19 protein-coding genes are annotated in these 19,142 nt (G+C 61.6%); 12 read left to right on the top strand and 7 right to left on the bottom strand.

Features of this window, described 5'->3' with window-relative positions:
* Positions 1-302 precede the first annotated feature (302 nt).
* From dnaJ to pyrF, 5 genes are all read left to right on the top strand, one after another.
* Positions 303-1,436, top strand: coding sequence for a molecular chaperone DnaJ (gene dnaJ, locus IEX53_RS08665; protein WP_188823433.1), 1,134 nt, complete (start codon positions 303-305; stop codon positions 1,434-1,436).
* A gap of 83 nt (positions 1,437-1,519) precedes the next feature.
* A complete protein-coding gene (pmtA, locus tag IEX53_RS08660) occupies positions 1,520-2,119 on the top strand; it encodes a phospholipid N-methyltransferase PmtA (protein WP_188823431.1) in 600 nt (199 codons plus the stop codon).
* 17 nt (positions 2,120-2,136) lie between these two features.
* Positions 2,137-2,721: an NADPH-dependent FMN reductase gene (locus IEX53_RS08655; protein ID WP_188823430.1), complete on the top strand. Its 585-nt coding sequence runs from the start codon at positions 2,137-2,139 to the stop codon at positions 2,719-2,721.
* The gene (locus tag IEX53_RS08650; protein ID WP_188823427.1) at positions 2,718-3,308 is read left to right on the top strand and encodes a histidine phosphatase family protein; all 591 of its coding nucleotides are present in this window, start codon (positions 2,718-2,720) and stop codon (positions 3,306-3,308) included. Before IEX53_RS08655 ends, IEX53_RS08650 begins: the two co-directional genes overlap by 4 nt.
* A 79-nt stretch (positions 3,309-3,387) precedes the next feature.
* Complete coding sequence (pyrF, locus tag IEX53_RS08645; protein ID WP_188823425.1) at positions 3,388-4,086, top strand: orotidine-5'-phosphate decarboxylase; 699 nt, start codon at positions 3,388-3,390, stop codon at positions 4,084-4,086.
* 424 nt (positions 4,087-4,510) lie between these two features.
* On the opposite strand, the gene IEX53_RS08640 is transcribed toward pyrF, so the two are convergent.
* The 4 genes from IEX53_RS08640 to IEX53_RS08625 are packed head-to-tail and all read right to left on the bottom strand — an operon-like array spanning position 4,511 to position 7,739.
* The gene (locus IEX53_RS08640) at positions 4,511-5,377 is read right to left on the bottom strand and encodes an SMP-30/gluconolactonase/LRE family protein (protein ID WP_188823423.1); all 867 of its coding nucleotides are present in this window, start codon (positions 5,375-5,377) and stop codon (positions 4,511-4,513) included.
* On the bottom strand, positions 5,374-6,024 hold the full coding sequence (locus IEX53_RS08635) for a 2-dehydro-3-deoxy-6-phosphogalactonate aldolase (RefSeq protein WP_188823420.1): 651 nt from the start codon (positions 6,022-6,024) through the stop codon (positions 5,374-5,376). The genes IEX53_RS08640 and IEX53_RS08635 overlap by 4 nt, the downstream gene beginning before the upstream one ends.
* 24 nt (positions 6,025-6,048) lie before the next feature.
* On the bottom strand, positions 6,049-6,975 hold the full coding sequence (locus IEX53_RS08630; RefSeq protein WP_188823418.1) for a 2-dehydro-3-deoxygalactonokinase: 927 nt from the start codon (positions 6,973-6,975) through the stop codon (positions 6,049-6,051).
* On the bottom strand, positions 6,972-7,739 hold the full coding sequence (locus tag IEX53_RS08625) for an SDR family NAD(P)-dependent oxidoreductase (RefSeq protein WP_188823416.1): 768 nt from the start codon (positions 7,737-7,739) through the stop codon (positions 6,972-6,974). The genes IEX53_RS08630 and IEX53_RS08625 overlap by 4 nt, the downstream gene beginning before the upstream one ends.
* Positions 7,740-7,915: 176 nt before the next feature.
* Between IEX53_RS08625 and gshB the strand changes: the two genes are divergently transcribed.
* From gshB to IEX53_RS08610, 3 genes are all read left to right on the top strand, one after another.
* Entirely contained in the window at positions 7,916-8,857 is a 942-nt protein-coding gene (gene gshB, locus IEX53_RS08620; RefSeq protein WP_188823414.1) for a glutathione synthase, read from the top strand.
* Positions 8,858-8,988: 131 nt separating this feature from the next.
* On the top strand, positions 8,989-10,521 hold the full coding sequence (locus IEX53_RS08615) for a YifB family Mg chelatase-like AAA ATPase (RefSeq protein WP_188823413.1): 1,533 nt from the start codon (positions 8,989-8,991) through the stop codon (positions 10,519-10,521).
* A 3-nt stretch (positions 10,522-10,524) separates the two neighbouring features.
* On the top strand, positions 10,525-10,848 hold the full coding sequence (locus IEX53_RS08610; RefSeq protein ID WP_188823411.1) for a hypothetical protein: 324 nt from the start codon (positions 10,525-10,527) through the stop codon (positions 10,846-10,848).
* 565 nt (positions 10,849-11,413) lie between these two features.
* Here the strand turns inward: IEX53_RS08610 and IEX53_RS08605 are convergent.
* Together IEX53_RS08605 and IEX53_RS08600 are read right to left on the bottom strand one after the other, a co-directional pair.
* The gene (locus IEX53_RS08605) at positions 11,414-11,986 is read right to left on the bottom strand and encodes a transglutaminase-like cysteine peptidase (protein WP_236016107.1); all 573 of its coding nucleotides are present in this window, start codon (positions 11,984-11,986) and stop codon (positions 11,414-11,416) included.
* Between the two features lie 355 nt (positions 11,987-12,341).
* Entirely contained in the window at positions 12,342-13,574 is a 1,233-nt protein-coding gene (locus IEX53_RS08600) for a polyhydroxyalkanoate depolymerase (protein ID WP_188823407.1), read from the bottom strand.
* Between the two features lie 274 nt (positions 13,575-13,848).
* Here IEX53_RS08600 and IEX53_RS08595 point away from each other — a divergent pair, with 274 nt between their 5' ends.
* Positions 13,849-15,009, top strand: a complete 1,161-nt coding sequence (locus IEX53_RS08595) for a GNAT family N-acetyltransferase/peptidase C39 family protein (RefSeq protein WP_188823405.1) — start codon at positions 13,849-13,851, stop codon at positions 15,007-15,009.
* Between the two features lie 2 nt (positions 15,010-15,011).
* Positions 15,012-16,478, top strand: a complete 1,467-nt coding sequence (locus IEX53_RS08590) for a RimK family ATP-grasp domain-containing protein (protein ID WP_188823403.1) — start codon at positions 15,012-15,014, stop codon at positions 16,476-16,478.
* Between the two features lie 15 nt (positions 16,479-16,493).
* Here the strand turns inward: IEX53_RS08590 and IEX53_RS08585 are convergent, their stop codons facing one another.
* Complete coding sequence (locus IEX53_RS08585; protein ID WP_188823518.1) at positions 16,494-16,868, bottom strand: septal ring lytic transglycosylase RlpA family protein; 375 nt, start codon at positions 16,866-16,868, stop codon at positions 16,494-16,496.
* Between the two features lie 461 nt (positions 16,869-17,329).
* Between IEX53_RS08585 and IEX53_RS08580 the strand changes: the two genes are divergently transcribed.
* Positions 17,330-17,746, top strand: coding sequence for a YbaN family protein (locus tag IEX53_RS08580; protein WP_188823401.1), 417 nt, complete (start codon positions 17,330-17,332; stop codon positions 17,744-17,746).
* 34 nt (positions 17,747-17,780) lie between these two features.
* Positions 17,781-19,082, top strand: coding sequence for a guanine deaminase (guaD, locus tag IEX53_RS08575; RefSeq protein ID WP_188823399.1), 1,302 nt, complete (start codon positions 17,781-17,783; stop codon positions 19,080-19,082).
* Positions 19,083-19,142: the final 60 nt, after the last annotated feature.

Genomic DNA, 19,142 nt, shown 5'->3' with positions numbered 1-19,142 from the left:
TCTTAGATAATGTACTGTACGTATAAGAGTATATTTTAATCTTACCTATGGATACATAGCCGATATTTAAATCTGATCGCAATTTTATTATCATTCTAACCGTGCCTGCCCTCGTGCGCCATCTGCGGGAGAGAGACCTCAGCAGAATTTCTGTTTGGCTATGGCGTTCGGGCAAGAGAGCGCCTAAATAGCGGGCTGGAGCATTGCGGTCAGGCGGCATGCCTGGCATCCGTCATTTTTAACCGGAACGAAAAACGTGGAACTCGTATCCGCACGAATATTGCTGTTGGGATGGCTGGTTTATGAAAGCTGACTATTACGAGACACTCGGCGTCCAGAGAGGCGTTGACGAAAAGACCCTGAAGAGCGCATTCCGTAAGCTCGCCATGCAGTATCATCCGGACAAGAACCCCGGAGATCACGAGGCGGAACGCAAGTTCAAGGAGATCGGCGAGGCTTACGAGACGCTGAAGGACCCGCAGAAGCGCGCGGCCTACGATCGTTTCGGCCACGCGGCCTTCGAGCACGGCAACGGTTTCGGCGCGGCCCATGGCTTCGGCGCCGCCGGCGGCTTTGCCGATATCTTCGAGGATATCTTCGGCGAGATGATGGGCGGCGGTCGCCAGCGCCGTGGCGGCTCGGGCCGTGAGCGCGGCGCCGATCTCCGCTACAATATGGAAATCACGCTGGAAGAAGCCTATTCGGGCAAGACGGCGCAGATCCGGGTGCCCACGTCAATCGTTTGCGAGGAGTGCTCGGGCAGCGGCGCGCGCCCCGGCACCCAGCCCGCCACCTGCGCGATGTGCGGCGGCGCCGGGCGCGTTCGGGCGGCTCAAGGGTTCTTCTCCATCGAGCGCACCTGCCCCTCGTGTAATGGACGCGGCCAGACCATCAAGGATCCTTGCGGAAAGTGCGCCGGCCAGGGCCGGGTCACGCAGGAGCGTTCGCTTTCGGTCAATATCCCGGCCGGCATCGAAGACGGCACCCGCATCCGCCTTTCCGGCGAGGGCGAAGCGGGCCTGCGCGGCGGACCGGCGGGCGATCTTTACATCTTCCTTTCCGTCAAGCCGCATGAGTTCTTCCAGCGCGACGGCGCCGATCTCTATTGCAAGGTGCCGATCTCGATGACCACGGCGGCGCTTGGCGGCCAGTTCGAGGTTTCCACCCTCGACGGCACCCAGACGCGCGTGAAAATCCCCGACGGCACGCAGAACGGCAAGCAGTTCCGCCTGAAGGGCAAGGGCATGCCGGTCCTGCGCCAGCCGGCCATGGGCGATCTCTATATCCAGATCGATATCGAGACGCCGCAGAACCTGACCCGGCGGCAGCGTGAGCTGCTGGAGGAGTTCGAAAAGATTTCCTCGAAGGATAACAGCCCGCAATCGAGCGGCTTCTTTGCCCGGATGAAGGAGTTCTTCGAGGGGATAAGCGAATAGCTATTGTCCCTCTCGCCGAGGCTTTGCTTTTGCTCCGCGATGCGTCATAAATCGTCTCCATAACGACATGGGAGAGCGCCGCCATGGCAGGACCATTCAGCAAGAAGCTGGCCGAGAAGTTCGATGAGGAGATTCGATTCTTCAAGGGATGGATCGATGGGCCGAAGGCGGTTGGAGCCATCCTGCCGACGAGTTCCGTCACCGCGCGCCGCATGGCTAGCGTCGTCAACCCCGATTCCGGCTTGCCGGTGCTGGAGCTTGGCCCCGGCACCGGCGTCATCACCAAGGCGATTCTCCAGCGCGGCGTGAAGCCGAAAGACCTCTATTGCGTCGAATATTCGGAGGATTTCACCCGCCGCCTGCGCCAGGATTTTCCCGGCGTCAACATCATCCAGGGCGACGCCTTCGACCTCGACACCACGCTCGGGGCGCATAAGGATCTGGTCTTCGACAGCGTGGTCTGCGCCGTGCCGCTGCTGAACTTCCCCGTTCCGCAGCGCGTGGCGCTTCTGGAAGATCTTCTCCGCCGCATTCCTGAGGGACGTCCGGTCATCCAGATCACCTATGGCCCGCTTCCGGCGATTCCAGCCGGACGGGGCAATTACACCGTCAACGCCTATGATTTCGTCATCCGCAACGTTCCCCCGGCGCGGCTGTGGGTCTATAAGCGCGGCCACGCATAACCGGCTTCTGAAACAAAATGCCTCCCAGAATCCTCGTTTTCGCCGGTTCGATCCGCTCCGGCGCCTATAGCGGGCGCACGGCGGATGCCGCCGTCAAGGAGCTTGCGCGCGAGGGCGCGGAAGTCACGCGCATCTCGCTCGCCGATTATCCCCTGCCGATCATGGACGAGGATTTGCAGAAGGAGAGCGGCATTCCCGAAAACGCCATGCGTCTCGGCCGCCTCTTCGCTGCCCATGACGGGCTCATGATCTGCTCGCCCGAATATAACGCCTCCATCCCGCCGCTCCTCAAAAATACCATCGACTGGGTCAGCCGCATTTCCCGCGATGGCGAGCGTGCGCTGAAGCCCTATGCGGGCAAGGTCGTGGGGCTTTGCTCTTCCTCGGACGGCCAGTATGCCGGCATGAGGGGCCTCTATCATTTGCGCGCCGTGCTGATGAATGTCGGCGTCCAGATACTGACCGAGCAATGCTCGGTGGCCCATGCCTCGCAGGCCTTCGATGAAGACGGTTCGTTGAAGGACGAACGCACTGCCAAGATGATGGCGAAGGTCTGCCGCGCGCTGATAGAGCACGCCCAACTGGCGTCCTACGCGCGATGACGGTCGGCTACTACCTCACCCATCCGCAGATCGTGATCGATCCCGCCATCCCCGTTCCGCAATGGGGCCTGTCCGAGTTGGGAAAGGCGCGGATCGAGGCCATCACTGGCAGGCCGTGGGTGCGCGGACTCCCCCGCATCTTCTCCAGCGATGAGAAAAAAGCCATTGAAACGGCGCAGATACTCGCCCGAAATTCCTGCTGCCCGATCGAAATCGACGCCATGATGGGCGAGAACGACCGCTCTTCGACCGGCTTCCTTCCACCGCCCGAGTTCGAGAGGGCGGCGGACCGTTTTTTTGCCCAGCCTGAATTGAGCTTCCAGGGGTGGGAGCGGGCGGTGGATGCCCAGGCCCGCATCGTCAATGCCTTCAATGCCGCGCTGGATCGCTACGCGAGCGACGGCCCGGTGATGTTCGTCGGCCATGGCGGCGTCGGCACGCTTTTGAAGTGTTATCTCGGCGGCAAGGCGATTGCGCGCGACCATGACCAGCCGCCCGGCGGTGGAAATATCTTCGCCTTCCGCCTTTCGGACCGCGCGCTGTTATGCGATTGGGAGCCGATAGAGCAATTCCAGGGAAAGGTGTGAAGCGGTTTTTCCGGGAAAAAAGGAACTGTTTTCCCAGCGGATTGCGTAAGTGAATTCAAAACACTCAGCGGTGATTTCCATGGATGAGAATGCGATGCGCGACCGGCTGATCGTCGGCCTCGATGTGCCGACGGTGAAGGAAGCCGAAACCGTGATCGAGACCTTGGGCGACACGGTGTCGTTCTACAAGATCGGCTATCAGCTTGCCTTCGTTGGCGGGCTCGATCTGGCGGGCGAGCTGATTCGCTCGGGCAAAAAAGTGTTCCTCGACATGAAACTGCTCGATATCGACAACACCGTCGCCAAGGGCGTCGAGAATATCGCCAGGATGGGCGTGTCGATGCTGACGCTCCATGCCTATCCCAAGGCAATGCGCGCGGCGGTGGAAGCGGCGAAGGGAAGCGATCTTTGCCTGCTGGGCGTGACGGTGCTGACATCCATGGATGGCGCGGATCTGGCCGAGGCCGGCTATGTGGCCGACCCCGAAGCGCTGGTCTTGAAACGGGCGGAGCAGGCCCGCGAGGTGGGCATGGGCGGCATCGTCTGCGCCGCGCTTGAGGCTGCCGCCGTGCGCGGTGTGATTGGACCGGACATGGCGCTGGTAACGCCCGGCATCCGCCCCGCAGGCGCGGAGAAAGGCGACCAGAAGCGCGTCATGACCCCCGCGGAAGCGCTGCAGGCCGGGGCCAGCCATCTCGTCGTCGCCCGCCCGATTATCGCTGCACCCGATAGAAAAGCCGCTGCACAGGCGATTTTGGCGGAGATGGCGGGAGCTTGAGCGCAGGGTTGGCCAGCGATCCTTCCACCCCCGTCTTCGAGGCTTGGCTCACGCGAGCACCTCAGGATGAGGGCGAAAGGGGCGTCGGCGTTTCAGAACAAGAGATAGCGCTCCAGTAGCCCTCATGGTGAGGTGCGAATGGAGCTCAGCGGAATTCGCCTCGAACCACGAGGGCGCTTGGCTGGTCCGGAAAACATCGGCCGCTTTAAGGCATTTCACGGTTTGATGGAAACTGTTGCTACCGTGATCCCTTCACCCTCGCCCTTCGAGGCTCGCTTCGCGAGCACCTCAGGATGAGGGTGAAGGGGCGTCGGCGCTCGGTAGCCCTCATGGTGATGCGATTGGACCCTGAGCTTGTCGAAGGGGGAATTCGCCTCGAACCACGAGGGCGCTTGGCGCTGATTCCACCAAAACATGAACGGCTCTAAAGCCTCACCGCCGGATCGAACACACCCTTCACCATAATATCGAGCAGCAGGGGCCGCCCCGCATTACCATCCCCGGCGCGGTCGGCTTCACTCATGCCCTCCCACGCGGTAGTGACCAGCATCCGGTGCGCATCCCGCCCGACAAAGGCGGGGCAGGAGGGTTGGCGGGCCGGGACAGTCACGGTGCGGATGAGCTTGCCCTCGGGCGAATAGGCATGCACCGCGCCCGCGCCCCAGCAGGCATTCCAGAGGACGCCATCGGCATCCACCACGGAGCCATCGATGCCGCCATCCTCCGTCCGGTGATGGAATAGGCTCTTTTCGCCAATGGGAAGCCCGGTTTCCGGATCGGTATCGACGCGCCAGATGATGTTTTTCCGCGTATCGGCGAAATAGGCGACGCGCCCATCGGGAGAGAAACAGATCGAATTGGTGATGGTGATGCCGGTGAAAAGCTGGCGCACCTCGCCTTCGCGATACCACCAGATCGAGCCCGCGCCTTCTTCGGCGCGTCGGCCCATTGTCCCCAGCCAGAACGCGCCCGAGGGGTGAACGCGCGCATCGTTCGAGCGGGTGGCGGGATTGTCGGCCTCGATGGGTTTGTGCAGCGTCATCGCGCCGCTCTTGCGCTCGCGAATATAGAGGCCGTTCTCAGTCCAGACGAGTTGCCGCTCCGCGTCGATGACGCCAAGCGCGCTCGCCTTCATGCCGAGGTCATGAACCTTCGTCTCGCCATCCGGCCAGCTTTTTTCCATGAGCCGGCCCGCCAGAATGTTGAACCACCAGACCGTGTTGGTCAGGGGATCGTAGCCCGGCCCTTCGCCAAGCTCGCAGACGATATCGCAAAAGACTGTCGCGCTCATGCGTAGCTCTTTCCGTAGAAGACCGAATCATAGCCGGAAACCGCCATCCACGCCCGCTCCTTCACGTCCGCAACGGTCATGCCCGGCTTGTAAAGGCTGGAGCCGAGGCCGAAGGTGCGAATGCCCACCTCCGCATAGGCGGCGAACTCGCCTTCGGTAACGCCGCCCACCGCGCCGATGACGACACCCTTCGGCAGAACGGTGCTGATTGCCTTGATGCCGTCAGGTCCCAGCACGCTGGCCGGGAAGAATTTGAGCCCCGATGCCCCTGCCTTGCAGGCCGCGAGCGCTTCCGTCGGCGTGAAGACACCCGGCATCGTCACCATGCCCTTGGCGGAAGCGGCGCGGATAACCTCCGGCTCGACATTCGGGCTTACCATCAGCCGTCCGCCCGCATCGTGAAGCCGGGCGACATCGGCGGGGTCGAGCACCGTGCCCGCGCCGACAAGCACATCCGGCAGCGCCTTCGCCATCGTCTCGATGGAGTGGAACGGCTCCGGCGAATTGAGCGGCACTTCGATGGCCTCGAAACCTGCTTCGGCGAGGGCCTGCCCGATGGCGAGCGCCTCTTCCGGCTTGATCCCGCGCAGGATGGCGACGAGATCGCGCTTCAATTTCGGCCATGCAACGGGGGGAGCGTATGTCATGTCGGTATCTCCTCGATCAGGCGTTCAGGTTTGGAACCATAGTCCAGAAGCGGCGGCATGTAAGCCTTTTCTCACCGCGTCGTCGGCATCGACCGTCTCGCAGTCAAACCCTGCGTGCCCAAGCGCTTTGCGGTAAAGCCGCTCCATGCGTCCCGAGGCGACGAGCTGCACCGTCTTGAGCCCGGCAGGAGCCTTCGTCCGCGCATCCGCCGCTTCGGAGCCGATCACCAGGCCGGATAGCTTCGCCGCGGCTTCCGCCTCGCTCTGCCCGTTAAGCAGCATGGCGGCGCGGATTTCGAAGAGCGTGCCCAGCAGGCTGAAACCGGGAGTGAGCGCCTGAGTTAGACCTTCCTCAAACCCCGGCTGGTCCGCATCGACATTCTCGGCTCCAGCGCCGATGGAATGGCGCAGGATCGACTGCCCGGCGAGCAGCGCATAAAGCTCGCCGGTCAGATAGGTCGAGAAACCCGAAACCCTGCCGCCGTCCAGAGAGACCCATTTGGAATGGGTGCCGGGCATTGCGACGAGGCCGGTAAAGCCCGGCTTGCCATGGACGAGGCCGAGAAGCTGGGTTTCCTCGCCGCGCATGACATTGGGCTTTGCGCCTTGGCTAGCCAGCCCCGGCACGATACGGATATCGCGGCTTGCATCGGGAATGCGTGCCGCCGCCGCGAGGATGGTCTCGGGATCGGCGGGCACGTCCACATAGGGCGCTTCCACCCAGCCCTGCCGCGACCCGGCCATGCCGCAGATCACGACCGGCAGGCCATCGGGAGCGCCAAGCGCGGAAAGATGGCCTTCCAGCACATTGGCGAAGCCCTTGGCGCGCGAGGCGTCGAGTCCGTCATCGGCGCGCGCCTCAGTCAGCACATGGCCCTCGCGGTCCATGAGCCAGAGCCGGAAGCGGCTCGTGCCCCAATCGGCCCCGGCAAAGGCGGACGTTTGGCTCACAGACAGCCCCCGTCGACGATGATCGTCTGCGCCGTCAGCATCCGTGCGGCGTCGGAAGCGAGGAACAGGCACGGGCCGACCATGTCGTCCGGCTGGATCTCTTCCTTGAGCGACTGCTTGCCGACATGCGCCTTCATGCCTTCCGGGGTCGCCCAGAGCTGCTTCTGGCGTTCGGTCATCACCCAGCCGGGCGCAATCGCGTTGACGCGGATTTTATCTACGCCAAGCCGCCCGGCGAGACCCTTGGTGAGGCCGATAACCCCCGCCTTGGCAGCGGTATAGACCGGGAGATCCCCTTGATTCATCATGAAGGAGACGGAGGTGAAGTTGACGATCGCCCCGCCGCCCGCTTTGCGCATGCCCGGCAGCACCGCCTGCACCGCGAAGAATTGCGGGCGCAGATTGATCGACTGGTTCAGGTTCCAGTAATCCTCGGTCACCGCTTCGATTTCGTGACGGTCGTCCCAGGCGGCATTGTTGATGAGCACGGTGATCGCGCCATGGGCCGCTTCCGCTTCGGCGACAGCCTTGCGCAGCGCCTCGATGTCGCGCAGATCGGTGTTCAGATAGAGCGGGCGGTTGCCATAGGTCTTTTCCAGACGCTCGGTCAGCTCCCGCGACGGTGCTTCCGCGATGTCGATGAAGGCAACTTTCGCGCCTTGGCTGACGAAACCTTCCGTCAGCGACGCGCCGATGCCGGAGCCGCCGCCGGTAATCAGGACGGAGCGGTCCTTCAGGTCGGGAAACACGGTCGATGGCAGCATAAGAAATCCTCCCGCAATGGGTATGAGTTGCTAGGCTTTTGGTTGGTGGGAGGCTTAGCGTGTTTCAGCCAAATCGTATAGTATGATGAATAAAATTTCCTGTTATCGTGATTGTACCGGTGGCAGTTTGTGGGCCATTTCGAGCATAACGAATCGCGAAAGCATCGAGGACAACAATGGCATTGAAAATCGCGGTCCAGATGGACCATATCCGCTCCATCCGGATCGCCGGCGACACCACCTTTGCACTCTGCCTGGAAGCGGCGCGGCGCGGCCACACGCTTTATCATTATACGCCGGATCGCCTGTCGCTGCGCGACGGCATCGTCAGCGCGCAGATCGAGCCGCTGCAGGTGCGCGATATCGAGGGCGATCATTTCACGCTCGGGACGCCGGAGCGCCGCGACCTCTCGGACATGGATGTGGTGCTGCTGCGCCAGGACCCGCCCTTCGACATGAATTACATCACCACCACCCATCTGCTCGAGCGCATCCACCCGAAGACGCTTGTCGTCAACGACCCCATGTGGGTGCGCAACAGCCCGGAAAAGATCTTCGTCACCGAATTCCCCGACCTGATGCCGGAGACGCTGATCACCAAGGACCCGCAGGAGGTAGCGGCCTTCCGCCGCGAATTCGGCGACATCATCATCAAGCCGCTTTACGGCAATGGCGGCGCGGGCGTGTTCCATCTCCAGAATGGCGACCGCAACCTCGCCTCTCTGCTGGAGATGTTCGCGCAGATGTATCGCGAGCCGTTCATCGCCCAGCGTTATCTGAAGGATGTGCGCGCTGGCGACAAGCGCATCATCCTCATCGACGGCGAGCCGGTGGGGGCGATCAACCGCGTCCCTGCCGAGCACGACGCCCGCTCCAACATGCATGTCGGCGGACGGGCCGAGGCGTCGGAGCTGACGGAGCGCGACCGCGAGATTTGCGCCCGCATCGGCCCCTCGCTGCGCGAGCGCGGCTTCATCCTCGTCGGCATCGACGTCATCGGCAATTATCTGACCGAGATCAACGTCACATCGCCCACTGGCATCCGCGAAATCAAGCGATTCGGCGGCGCAGATATTGCCAGCCTGTTCTGGGATTGCGTGGAGGCCAAGCGACGGTGAGTATAAGGCAGTGATCTTTGCAGCCTCTTGAATAAGACCATGCTTATAAAACCAACCGTTCTATAAACGTTCTTGTTCGCCCCGCTGATCTGTGCTTAGCTTGTCTTGGGCATGAATTGAGGGGCGGGGATATGGTATCGCGGGTCAGCACCGTGGCGTTTCAGGGGATCGAGGCGGTCCCCGTCGATGTGCAGGTGATGATCGCGCCGGGCAAGATGGGCATGTCCATCGTCGGCCTCCCCGACAAGGCGGTGGCCGAAAGCCGCGAACGGGTGCAGGCGGCGCTCCATGCCTCCGGCCTCTCGATGCCGCCCAAGCGGGTGACGATCAATCTCGCGCCCGCCGACTTGCCCAAGGAAGGCTCCCATTACGATCTGCCCATCGCCGTCGGCCTGATGGCGGCGCTGGGCGCGCTTCCGGGCGATGCGCTGCAATCCTTCGTCGTGCTGGGCGAGCTCTCCCTCGATGGCACGATCAGCGCCGTGGCCGGTGTCCTGCCCGCCGCCATCGGCGCCAACCGGCAGGATAAGGGGCTGATCTGCCCGCATGCCTGCGGACCAGAGGCGGCCTGGGCGGGCGCGGAGATCGAAATCCTCGCGCCGCGCAGCCTCATCGCGCTCGCCAATCATTTTCGCGGCACACAGGTGCTCTCCCGTCCCGAACCGGCGATGCGGCTGAAAGCCGACAACCTGCCTGACCTCGCTGATATCAAGGGGCAGGAGACGGCAAAGCGCGCGCTGGAAGTCGCCGCCGCGGGCAATCACAACCTGCTTCTCGTCGGCCCGCCCGGCTCGGGCAAGTCGATGCTGGCGCAGCGCCTGCCCTCCATTCTGCCGCCGCTTTCGCCGCGCGAGCTCCTCGATGTCTCGATGATCGCCTCCATCGCCGGGGAACTCGCTGGCGGCAAACTCTCCGACCGCCGCCCCTTTCGCGCGCCGCACCATTCCGCTTCCATGGCGGCGATGGTCGGCGGCGGCATCAGGGCCAAGCCGGGAGAGGTGTCGCTCGCCCATAATGGAGTACTCTTTCTCGATGAATTCCCGGAGTTCACGCCGCAGGTGCTCGATTCGCTCCGCCAGCCGCTCGAAACCGGCGAATGCATGATCGCCCGCGTCAATCACCGTGTCAGCTATCCGGCCCAGATCCAGCTGATCGCCGCGATGAACCCGTGCCGCTGCGGCATGGCGGGCGAGCCGGGGCATCGCTGCGCACGCGGCCCGCGCTGCCAGGCCGATTACCAGGCGCGCATATCCGGCCCGCTGCTCGACCGCATCGATCTGCGCATCGAAGTGCCCGCCGTTTCCGCCGCCGATCTCATCCGCCCTTCGCAAGCCGAGAGCAGCAAGGCCGTTGCGGAGCGGGTGGCGCGCGCCCGCGCTGTCCAGAAGCGCCGTTACGAAACCCTTGGCTTGCCGCACATCACGACCAACGCCCATTGCTCCGCCGCGCTCATCGAAGAGGTCGCCGCGCCCGATTCAGGCGGACTGGCGCTTTTACGCGAGGCCAGCGAGCAGATGAAATTCTCCGCCCGTGCCTATCACCGCATCCTGAAAGTGGCCCGCACCCTCGCCGATCTCGACGGCGCGGATAAGGTCGGCCGCCTCCACCTCGCCGAAGCCATCGCCTACCGCATGAGCGGGGACAGGATCATGGCGACGGCGTGAGTTATGGGAGGCGTTGTAGGCATCTATACGGGAGGATTATATTTTGGGTCGAAGCCGGAGCGAAGCAATCGAGATGACCGAGCCGCAATTGGCCATCCAAGCGCCAAGGCCAAGGAACTGGCCGAAGCGCTGGCGCGCCGCACGGGGTTGCCGCTGAACCGGCTCATCGAGCAGGCGCTGGAGCATTATGCCATTGAGCTTGGAGAAGCGAAGCATCACCAGTCCATCGATGCGGCGTGGGACTTGGCAATACGGCCTGCCGCTATGATAGCGGTTGACACTCCGGTGATCGTCGCTATCGCTCTGAACGAACCGGCATTTCTTTAGAGCGGTTCACGTTTTGATGGAATCGCTTGGATGCCATTTGGCACCGTTGCTGTAGTGGAGCGGGAGAGGCATGGATTCCTGTGACAAGCACAGGAATGACGGCTGCTTAGCTGTTGGCGGCCCTTCTCCGACCTTTTCGCTTGGCAAGAGCGGTCCTTGATAGCGCAGAAACATCTCCACCCCGTCATTCCTGTGCTTGTCACAGGAATCCATGCCTCAACAGCTGTACTGACTCAACGAGGACGATTACGCGACCGTTTCCGTCTAAAAATGAAATGCTTCAGAGCATTTCATTTTTAGACGGAAACAACTGCGCGCCCCTCGCCTCCGTGGTTCGAAAGCATTTCGCAGTTAAATGGCCTCATTTAACGACCGCGACAATGCGACAAACTAAGAATCTAGAGCGAGCCAATGGATACGATTAAGCGCGACCCGCTCGAGGCTCTTCGAGAGGCTCAATGTCGGCACCTCACCATGGGGTAAAGGGGTGTGCAACGCCACAGTAGCCAGCGCGAGGGAGCTTGGCGATTCCATCAGGCAAGAACCGCTCTAAATATTCTACCCGCTATTCCACCGAGCCAACCAGCAGATTGCTCGGGGCTTCGATGCTGACCCAGCGGCCGCTATTGTTCGCCGCCTGGCGCTTCAGATAGGTATAGCTCGTCTCGGACCAGATTTTGACTTCGTCGGCGAGATTGTCGAGGACGAAATCGCCCCGGTCGGTGCGCACGGTCAGAACCGCGTGGCCCTCGCCGTCGCGCTTGCGAACCACGGTGATCAGCAGGTCGGAAAGCGGAATGCCGGCCTGTGCCAGTTCCTTGCGCTTGAGGAGCACATAATCCTCGCAATCGCCGAACACGGTCGGATAGGCCCAGTACTCTTCCTTGCCGTAGATTTCCTTGTCGGTCATCGGCTTGATCCGCTCGTTGACCGAGGCGTTGACGGCAACGAGCTGGCCCCACATCTCACGGCTAAGCTTCAACGGCGCGGTGTTTTCCGAGCGGTATGCGCATTCGAGCGGCAGGCGCTTGCAGAGCTCGTAATGGCCGATGGGCTGCGAGGTCAGCCCCCCGATGCGCATGAAATCGTCGGACGCCGCGAGGGCCGAAGAGGAAAAAGAAAAAAGCGCGCCGAGCATGACCGCACAGACCGCCCCCCAAGACACCACGCCCCTCGACATACACAACACTCCGCCGCACTTCTAATCGTTAACAAAACGTTAAAAGTTGAAACGGAGTTGAGTCAATTCGAAATGCCAATACTTAACAATTCAATTACATTTATGGTTAAGGCGCGAGGGGTGTGGGGATTGCAACCTAAAGCATGTCTCCCAAAAGTGGGAACCGGTTTTGGGCGAAGACATGCTTAAAAAACAAAAGCCTAAAGCGCGTTGCACGGGTGCGATTAAACGCAACGCGCTTTAGGCGGACGATGGGGGTGGTGGCGCGCGAAATGCGGCAGGTCTTGCCCGGCGCGATCCTTATGGCGCGGCTCTATGCCCTGTCGTTTGCTTGAATGAATTTGAGGATGCGCGGCGCAATCTCATTCCGGAACCGCGAGCCGTTGAAGACGCCATAATGCCCGACCTTGGGCTGCACATAATGCTTCCGCCGCTCATCTGGAATGTTGGTGCAGAGCCTGTGTGCCGCTTCCGTCTGGCCGAGGCCGGATATGTCGTCATTTTCGCCTTCGACGGTCATCAGCGCCGCCTTGCGGATGGCGGAAGGATCGACCGGCTCGCCGCGATGCGTCATCTCGCCCTTCGGCAGGTCGTGGCGGATGAACACGGTTTCGACCGTCTGGAGGTAGAACTCCGCCGGCATGTCCATCACTGCAAGGAATTCATCGTAGAATTCGCGGTGCTTCTCGGCGGAATCGCCGTCATCCTTTACGAGATGAAAGAAGAAATCCTTGTGCGCCGCAATATGCCGGTCGAGATTCATGCTCATGAAACCGGAGAGCTGCAGGAAGCCGGGATAGACCGGCCGCATGAAGCCCGGATGCGGCCAGGGCACCGACATGATGACATGATCGCGGAACCAGCCGATGTCCTTTTCCGCCGCCATCCGGTTGACGGCGGTGGGGTTGATCCGCGTATCGATCGGGCCGCCCATAAGGGTCATTGAAGCGGGGGAGCACGGATCGCCCAACGCCTCCATCCGCGCCACCGCCGCCAGCACCGGCACGGAGGGCTGGCAGACGGCGATGACATGGGTGTTTTCGCCGAGCAGTTGCAGCATCTCCATGAGGTAATCGATATAATCGTCGAGGTCGAACCGACCTTCGCTCGCCGGCACCATGCGCGCATCCACCCAATCGGTGATATGAACATCCGCATGGGGGAGGAGCGTCTCCACCGTGCCGCGCAGAAGCGTTGCATAATGCCCGGACAGCGGCGCGACGAGCAGGATTTTCGGGGCCTGCGGATGGCCTTCCGCCAGATCGCGCCGGAAATGGATGAGATTGCAGAACGGCTTTTGCCAGACAATCTCCTCCGTCACGGCGACCGCTGTGCCATCGATAAGGGTCTCACCGAGATTGAAGGCCGGCTTGTCATAGCGCCGCGTCGTGCGCTCGAACATCTCCATCAGCGCCGCCATGGACCGCCCATAGGAGCTTTGCGAGATCGGATTGTCCGGATTCTGGAAAAACAGCTTCGCAGCATCCGCCAGCGCCCGGTAGGGCTGCAAGGCAGCATGGTTTAATTCGTAAAGCTGATAGTACATCCAGTATGCCCCAACAGTATTTTAAGTATAAAGATATATAGTATATCCTATACTTGCACCCGTCCCCAAGCCTGAACATAAAGGAATACGAGGATATTGCAATGCACACATTTTTGAGAGGTTCCTCTCCCTGCCTTTCGGCGTCACAATCCCGCCAATGTCCTCATGCTTGCCTTTAAGAACCGGATCAGCCAATGCTGCGGATAACGGACCGGCCATTGCCCTGTCCGCCCGCCCTGGCTCCGTTCCGGTGCATCGCTTCAAAGGCCAGAAAATGACAGGCGCTGCCACGCGCAAGGCCACTCCCGACGACATTGAGGCGCTTCTGCGCATAGAGGAGCGTTGCTTCGACGCCGACCGGATATCGCGGCGCTCCTTCCGTGAACTGCTCGCAAGCAGGACGGCCGAAACCATCGTCGCCGAAGAGGATGGGGCCATTATCGGCTATGCGATGCTTCTCTTCCGCAAAGGGACGTCGCTCGCCCGGCTTTACTCGCTCGCCGTCAATCCGGACGCCAAATCGCGCGGCGTCGGCACGCGGTTGCTGGAGGCGGCGGAGCATGCTGCCTTCGACCATGACCGGCTCCTCTTGCGCCTGGAGGTGCGGGAGGACAATGCCCGGGCCATCGCGCTTTACCGGCGTCACGGCTTTCGCCCGCTCGGGCGCTGCCTCGATTATTATGCCGACCATTCCGACGCGCTGCGCTTCGAGAAGACGCTGCGCGGCGATGCGCCGGTTTCCGCCCGCGTACCCTATTACGAGCAGACGACGGATTTCACCTGCGGCGCAGCCTGCCTGATGATGGCGCTCACCGCCCTTATCCCCTCGGTCAAGCTCGATCCGGTTCTGGAAATCCGCCTGTGGCGCGAGGCGACGACCATTTTCATGCAGTCAGGCCCCGGCGGGTGCGAACCCTTCGGCCTCGCGGTCGCGGCCTATGAGCACGGGCTGAAATCGTCGGTCGCGGTCTCGACCAAGGCGTTCCTTTTTCTCGACTCGGTGCGCGATCCGGAAAAGCGAATCGTCATGGAACTCGCCCAGACGGATTTCCGCCGCCGCGCCAAGGCCTATGGCATCGGCGTCAGCCATAAGGGCTTCACCATGGCCGATCTTCGCGCGGCATTGGGGCGGGGCGCTACGGCAATCGTCCTCGTCAGCGGCTATCATATGTTCGGCAAGAAGGTGCCGCACTGGGTGCTCGCTCATGGCGACGACGGACGCCATATCATGATCCATGACCCTTGGGTGGAGGATGAGGTGGGCGAGACGGTCGCCGACGCCGCCAATGTCCCGGTGCCCTATGACATTTTCGACCGTATGGCGCGGTTTGGCAAAAGCGGCCTGCGCGCGGCGGTGTTTCTAGAGCATGATCCCGATAAAGTTGCAGATTTTTCGGGCAAGACGACGCGCGGCCAGCCAAGGAAAAGGACCTGACGATGCCCATCTGTGTCATTCTCGTCGGGCGCCCGTCCGATATCGATAACGGCGCAACCCCCCATAAGGTGATGACCACACGCGATTATCTCGCCCATCCCGCGCTGTTCAGCGGCCAGCGCCCGCGCATTATCAATCTCTCCCGCACCTATGCCTATCAGAGCCGCGGCTATTATGCCTCGCTGCTGGCCGAGGCGCGCGGCCATCGCGTCATCCCATCGGTCGAAACCATGATCGACCTTTCCGAGCGGCGGCTTTATGAGAATGCGATCCCTGAACTGGAGGACGTGCTCAACAAGGCCTTGAGCGCGCATCCGGAGCAGGCGCCTGCCACCATCCGGGTTTATTTCGGCTTTTCCCCCAGCCATCAGTTGGAGCGCTTCAGCCGCCTCCTGTTCGACTGGTTCCGCGCGCCTGCCCTCGAGGTTTCGGTGGAGACCGGCGAATGGGCGCGCATTCGCAAGATCGGCTTCGTCAACCTGGCGAAGCTCGACGAAGCGGAGAAGGCGCAGTTCAATCACGCGCTCGCCCGCTATACCCAGCGCGAATGGCGAGCCGCGCCGCAAAAGACACCAGCGCGCTATTCCTTCGCCACGCTGTGCGATCCGCACGAGGCGATGCCGCCTTCGACGGTTTCCTCGCTCAAGCATTGGGCGCGCATCGCCAGCCGCCTTGGCGTCGATGTCGAGCCCATCGGCAAAAGGGATCTGGCGCGGCTCGCCAATTACGATGCGCTGTTCATCCGCGAGACGACCTCGATCTCCAACCATACCTACCGCTTTGCCCGGCGCGCCCAGCAGGAGGGAATGCCTGTTATCGATGATCCCGTGTCGATGATCCGCTGCACCAACAAGGTTTATTTGAACGAGCTGATGCAGGGGAACAATGTTCCGGTTCCGCCGACGGTTATGATCGCGGGCGACGAGGATCTCTCCCGCGCCGCCGATCTGCTGGGCTTTCCGATGGTGATCAAGATCCCGGATTCCTCTTTCTCACGCGGGGTGAAGAAGGTAGCTTCCCACGGGGAACTGAAGGCGCTGGCGACGGCATGGCTCGCCGATAGCGACCTGCTTATCGCGCAAAAATACATGCCGACGAAATTCGACTGGCGGGTTGGCGTGCTTGGCGGCAAGCCGATTTTCGCCTGCCAGTATATGATGGCGCGGCACCATTGGCAGATCGTCAAGCACGATACCGGCAATGGCAAGCCGCTCGAAGGCGGGTCCCGCTCCTTTACCTTGGCCGATGCGCCGCCGCTGGTCATCGAGACCGGGCTCAGGGCGGCGCGCTGCATCGGTAACGGGCTTTATGGCGTCGATCTCAAGGAGACCGATGACGGCGTCTTCGTCATAGAGGTCAACGACAACCCCAATATCGAGCACGGCATCGAGGATGCCGCCGAAAAGGACGAGGTCTGGCTCAACCTGACGCGCTGGTTCATCGAGCGCCTGGAGCGGGGAAGGCAATAGGCTCCCCTCTCCGGATTATCCCGGCATACGGGTTTTTTCTATCTCGCTAATACAAACTTTTGTGTGCCCCGCGCCGATGAAACCGAGGCGGGCTGCCGCACCCTTGGAAAGATCGAGGATGCGTCCGCGAATGAATGGGCCGCGGTCATTGATGCGCACGACAAGCGATTTGCCGTTCCGCTCGTTCGTTACTTTTACCTTGGTGCCCAGCGGCAGCGTGCGATGCGCCGCCGTCATTGCGCTGGGGTTCATCCGTTCGCCCGAGGCTGTGCGCGAGTGGAGCGCATACCAGGAAGCGCCGCCGCACTGCGCTGAAGCCCCGATCACCGATGCGGAGAGAATGCCGGCCGTTGCCGCGGCCATGAATATCCTGCGTGTATGAAAGATCATGCCTTCTTCACTTAGCTGTTTCGGAAGTGCTTCCGGCAGATTATCCCCTGGGAAGCCAGGCTTTGCTGAAGTGAGAATGTGGCAATAAAAGGTTTCACCGAAGGTTACAAATCGAGTCACTTGCGTGATCTTTGAGGAAAATTATCCTATACATAAGTAGAGTGATGGTTAAAATTTAATTACTATTGTCAAATCTTCTTTATGCTTTTGCACCTGATGGATCATTTTACTTTGCCACCTCTGTTATCAGGACGAGGCGGGCAGGGCAGTCGCAAGTTGCGATACTTGGATTCCGAAACAGTTTCCGCGTTCACACGCCCGTGATTGGCTCGGGAGCCGGAATCGTTATTTGCCTCCCAAGTTTTATGGAGGTGAGGTCAAGTTGAGCATTTTTTTCGCGCGGAGCGCCGGATTTCGCTCTATAGAGCGTCTGTTCCGTGCGAAGGGAGCTGAAATCCGCCATGGGTGACAAGATCGAGGGCGAGAAACCGGGGCGGGGAACCTCCCCGCGAGCGTCTGGCGCGCTGCGCTGGGCCTATTTCGCCCTGGGCGTCGTGATGCTCGCGCTGGGTATCATCGGTGCTTTCCTGCCGGTCATGCCGACGACGGTTTTCATCATTCTCGCGGCTTGGTTTTTCGGACGTTCGTCGCCAAGGCTGGAACGCTGGCTGCTTGGCCACCCCACCTTCGGCCCGGCGCTGCGCGGCTGGCGCGACAAGGGCGCGATCCCGCGTCGGGCCAAGATCGCCGCCTGCGCCGGCATGACGGCGGGCTATGCGGTCTTCTGGTGGAGCGTGCGCCCTAGCTGGGCGCTTGGGCTGGGAGTGGCGGTTTTCATGCTTGCCTCCGCCGCCTTTGTCCTGTCCCGCCCCGACTGAGGCTACGGAACTCACCCAACAAGGCAGAGAGAAAATGACTGAATTGCTGATCCGTGGCCGTGTGCTGACATTCATCGAAGAGCCGCGCGATATCGCCGATACGGTCTCCTGCCGCTATGTCGAGGATGGCGCGCTTCTGGTCCGCGACGGCAAGATCGCCGCGATGGGCGACTATGCCGATATCGCCCGGCTTGCAGGTGAGGGGACGCCCATTGCCGATCACCGTCCGCACCTGGTCGTGCCGGGGCTGATCGACGCCCATATCCATTTTCCGCAAGTCCAGGCTGTCGCCTCCTACGCGGCCCAGCTTCTGGAATGGCTCAACACCTACACCTTCATCGAGGAGCAGAAATTCGCCGACGAGCAGCATGCTGAGTTCATTGCCGAGCGCTTCATGGACGAGCTTCTGCGCCACGGCACGACCACCGTTGCCGCCTATTGCACCGTGCATCCGCAGAGCGTCGATGCCTTCTTCCGTGCGGCTGAACGGCGGGATATGTGCGTCATCGGCGGCAAGGTGATGATGGACCGCAACGCGCCGCCGGCGCTCCTCGACACGGCGCAATCGGGCTATGACGATACGAAAGCGCTGATCGCCCGCTGGCAGGGGAAGGGGCGGCTGCATTACGCCATCACGCCGCGCTTCGCCATCACCTCGACGCCGGAACAGATGGAGATGAGCGGCGCGCTCGCCCGCGAGCATCCCGATTGTTACATCCAGACGCATCTCTCCGAGAACCATGAGGAGATCGCGCTCACCCGCTCGCTCTATCCGGATGCGCCCGACTATACCGGCATCTACGAGCATTATGGGCTGCTCGGCAGCAAGACCCTGCTCGGCCATTGCATTCACCTGACGGAACGCGAGACGAAGGTGCTGGCAGAAACCGGATCGGTCGCGGTCTTCTGCCCCACCTCCAATCTTTTCCTCGGCAGCGGCCTCTTCGACCGCGCGCGGCTACAGGCGGAAGGCGTGCGCATCGCGGTCGCCACCGATATCGGCGGCGGCACCAGCTTCTCGATGCTGAAGACGATGGACGAGGCCTACAAGGTGTTGCAATTGCGCGGCCAGCGCCTCTCGCCGCTCCATTCCTTCTATATGATGACGCTCGGCAATGCCCGCGCCCTCTCGCTGGAGGACCGGATCGGCACGCTGGAACCGGGCACCGACGCTGACATCACAATCCTCGACGCCAGGGCCACGGCCGCCATGCGGATGCGCATGGAAACCGTGCGTACGCTCGCCGAAGAACTCTTCCTGTTGCAGACGCTTGGCGACGACCGCGCCGTGGCGGAGGTCTACGTCGCCGGAAAAGCGATGAAAAAGGACATCTGAGACGAGGGCGGGCAAAAAATACCCGGCCCTGAAAACCGTAGGGAATCAAAGGGATTCCGC

This window comes from Paramesorhizobium endophyticum, assembly GCF_014640615.1.
GTDB lineage: Bacteria > Pseudomonadota > Alphaproteobacteria > Rhizobiales > Rhizobiaceae > Paramesorhizobium > Paramesorhizobium endophyticum.
This window is presented reverse-complemented; position numbering and strand designations above follow the sequence as displayed.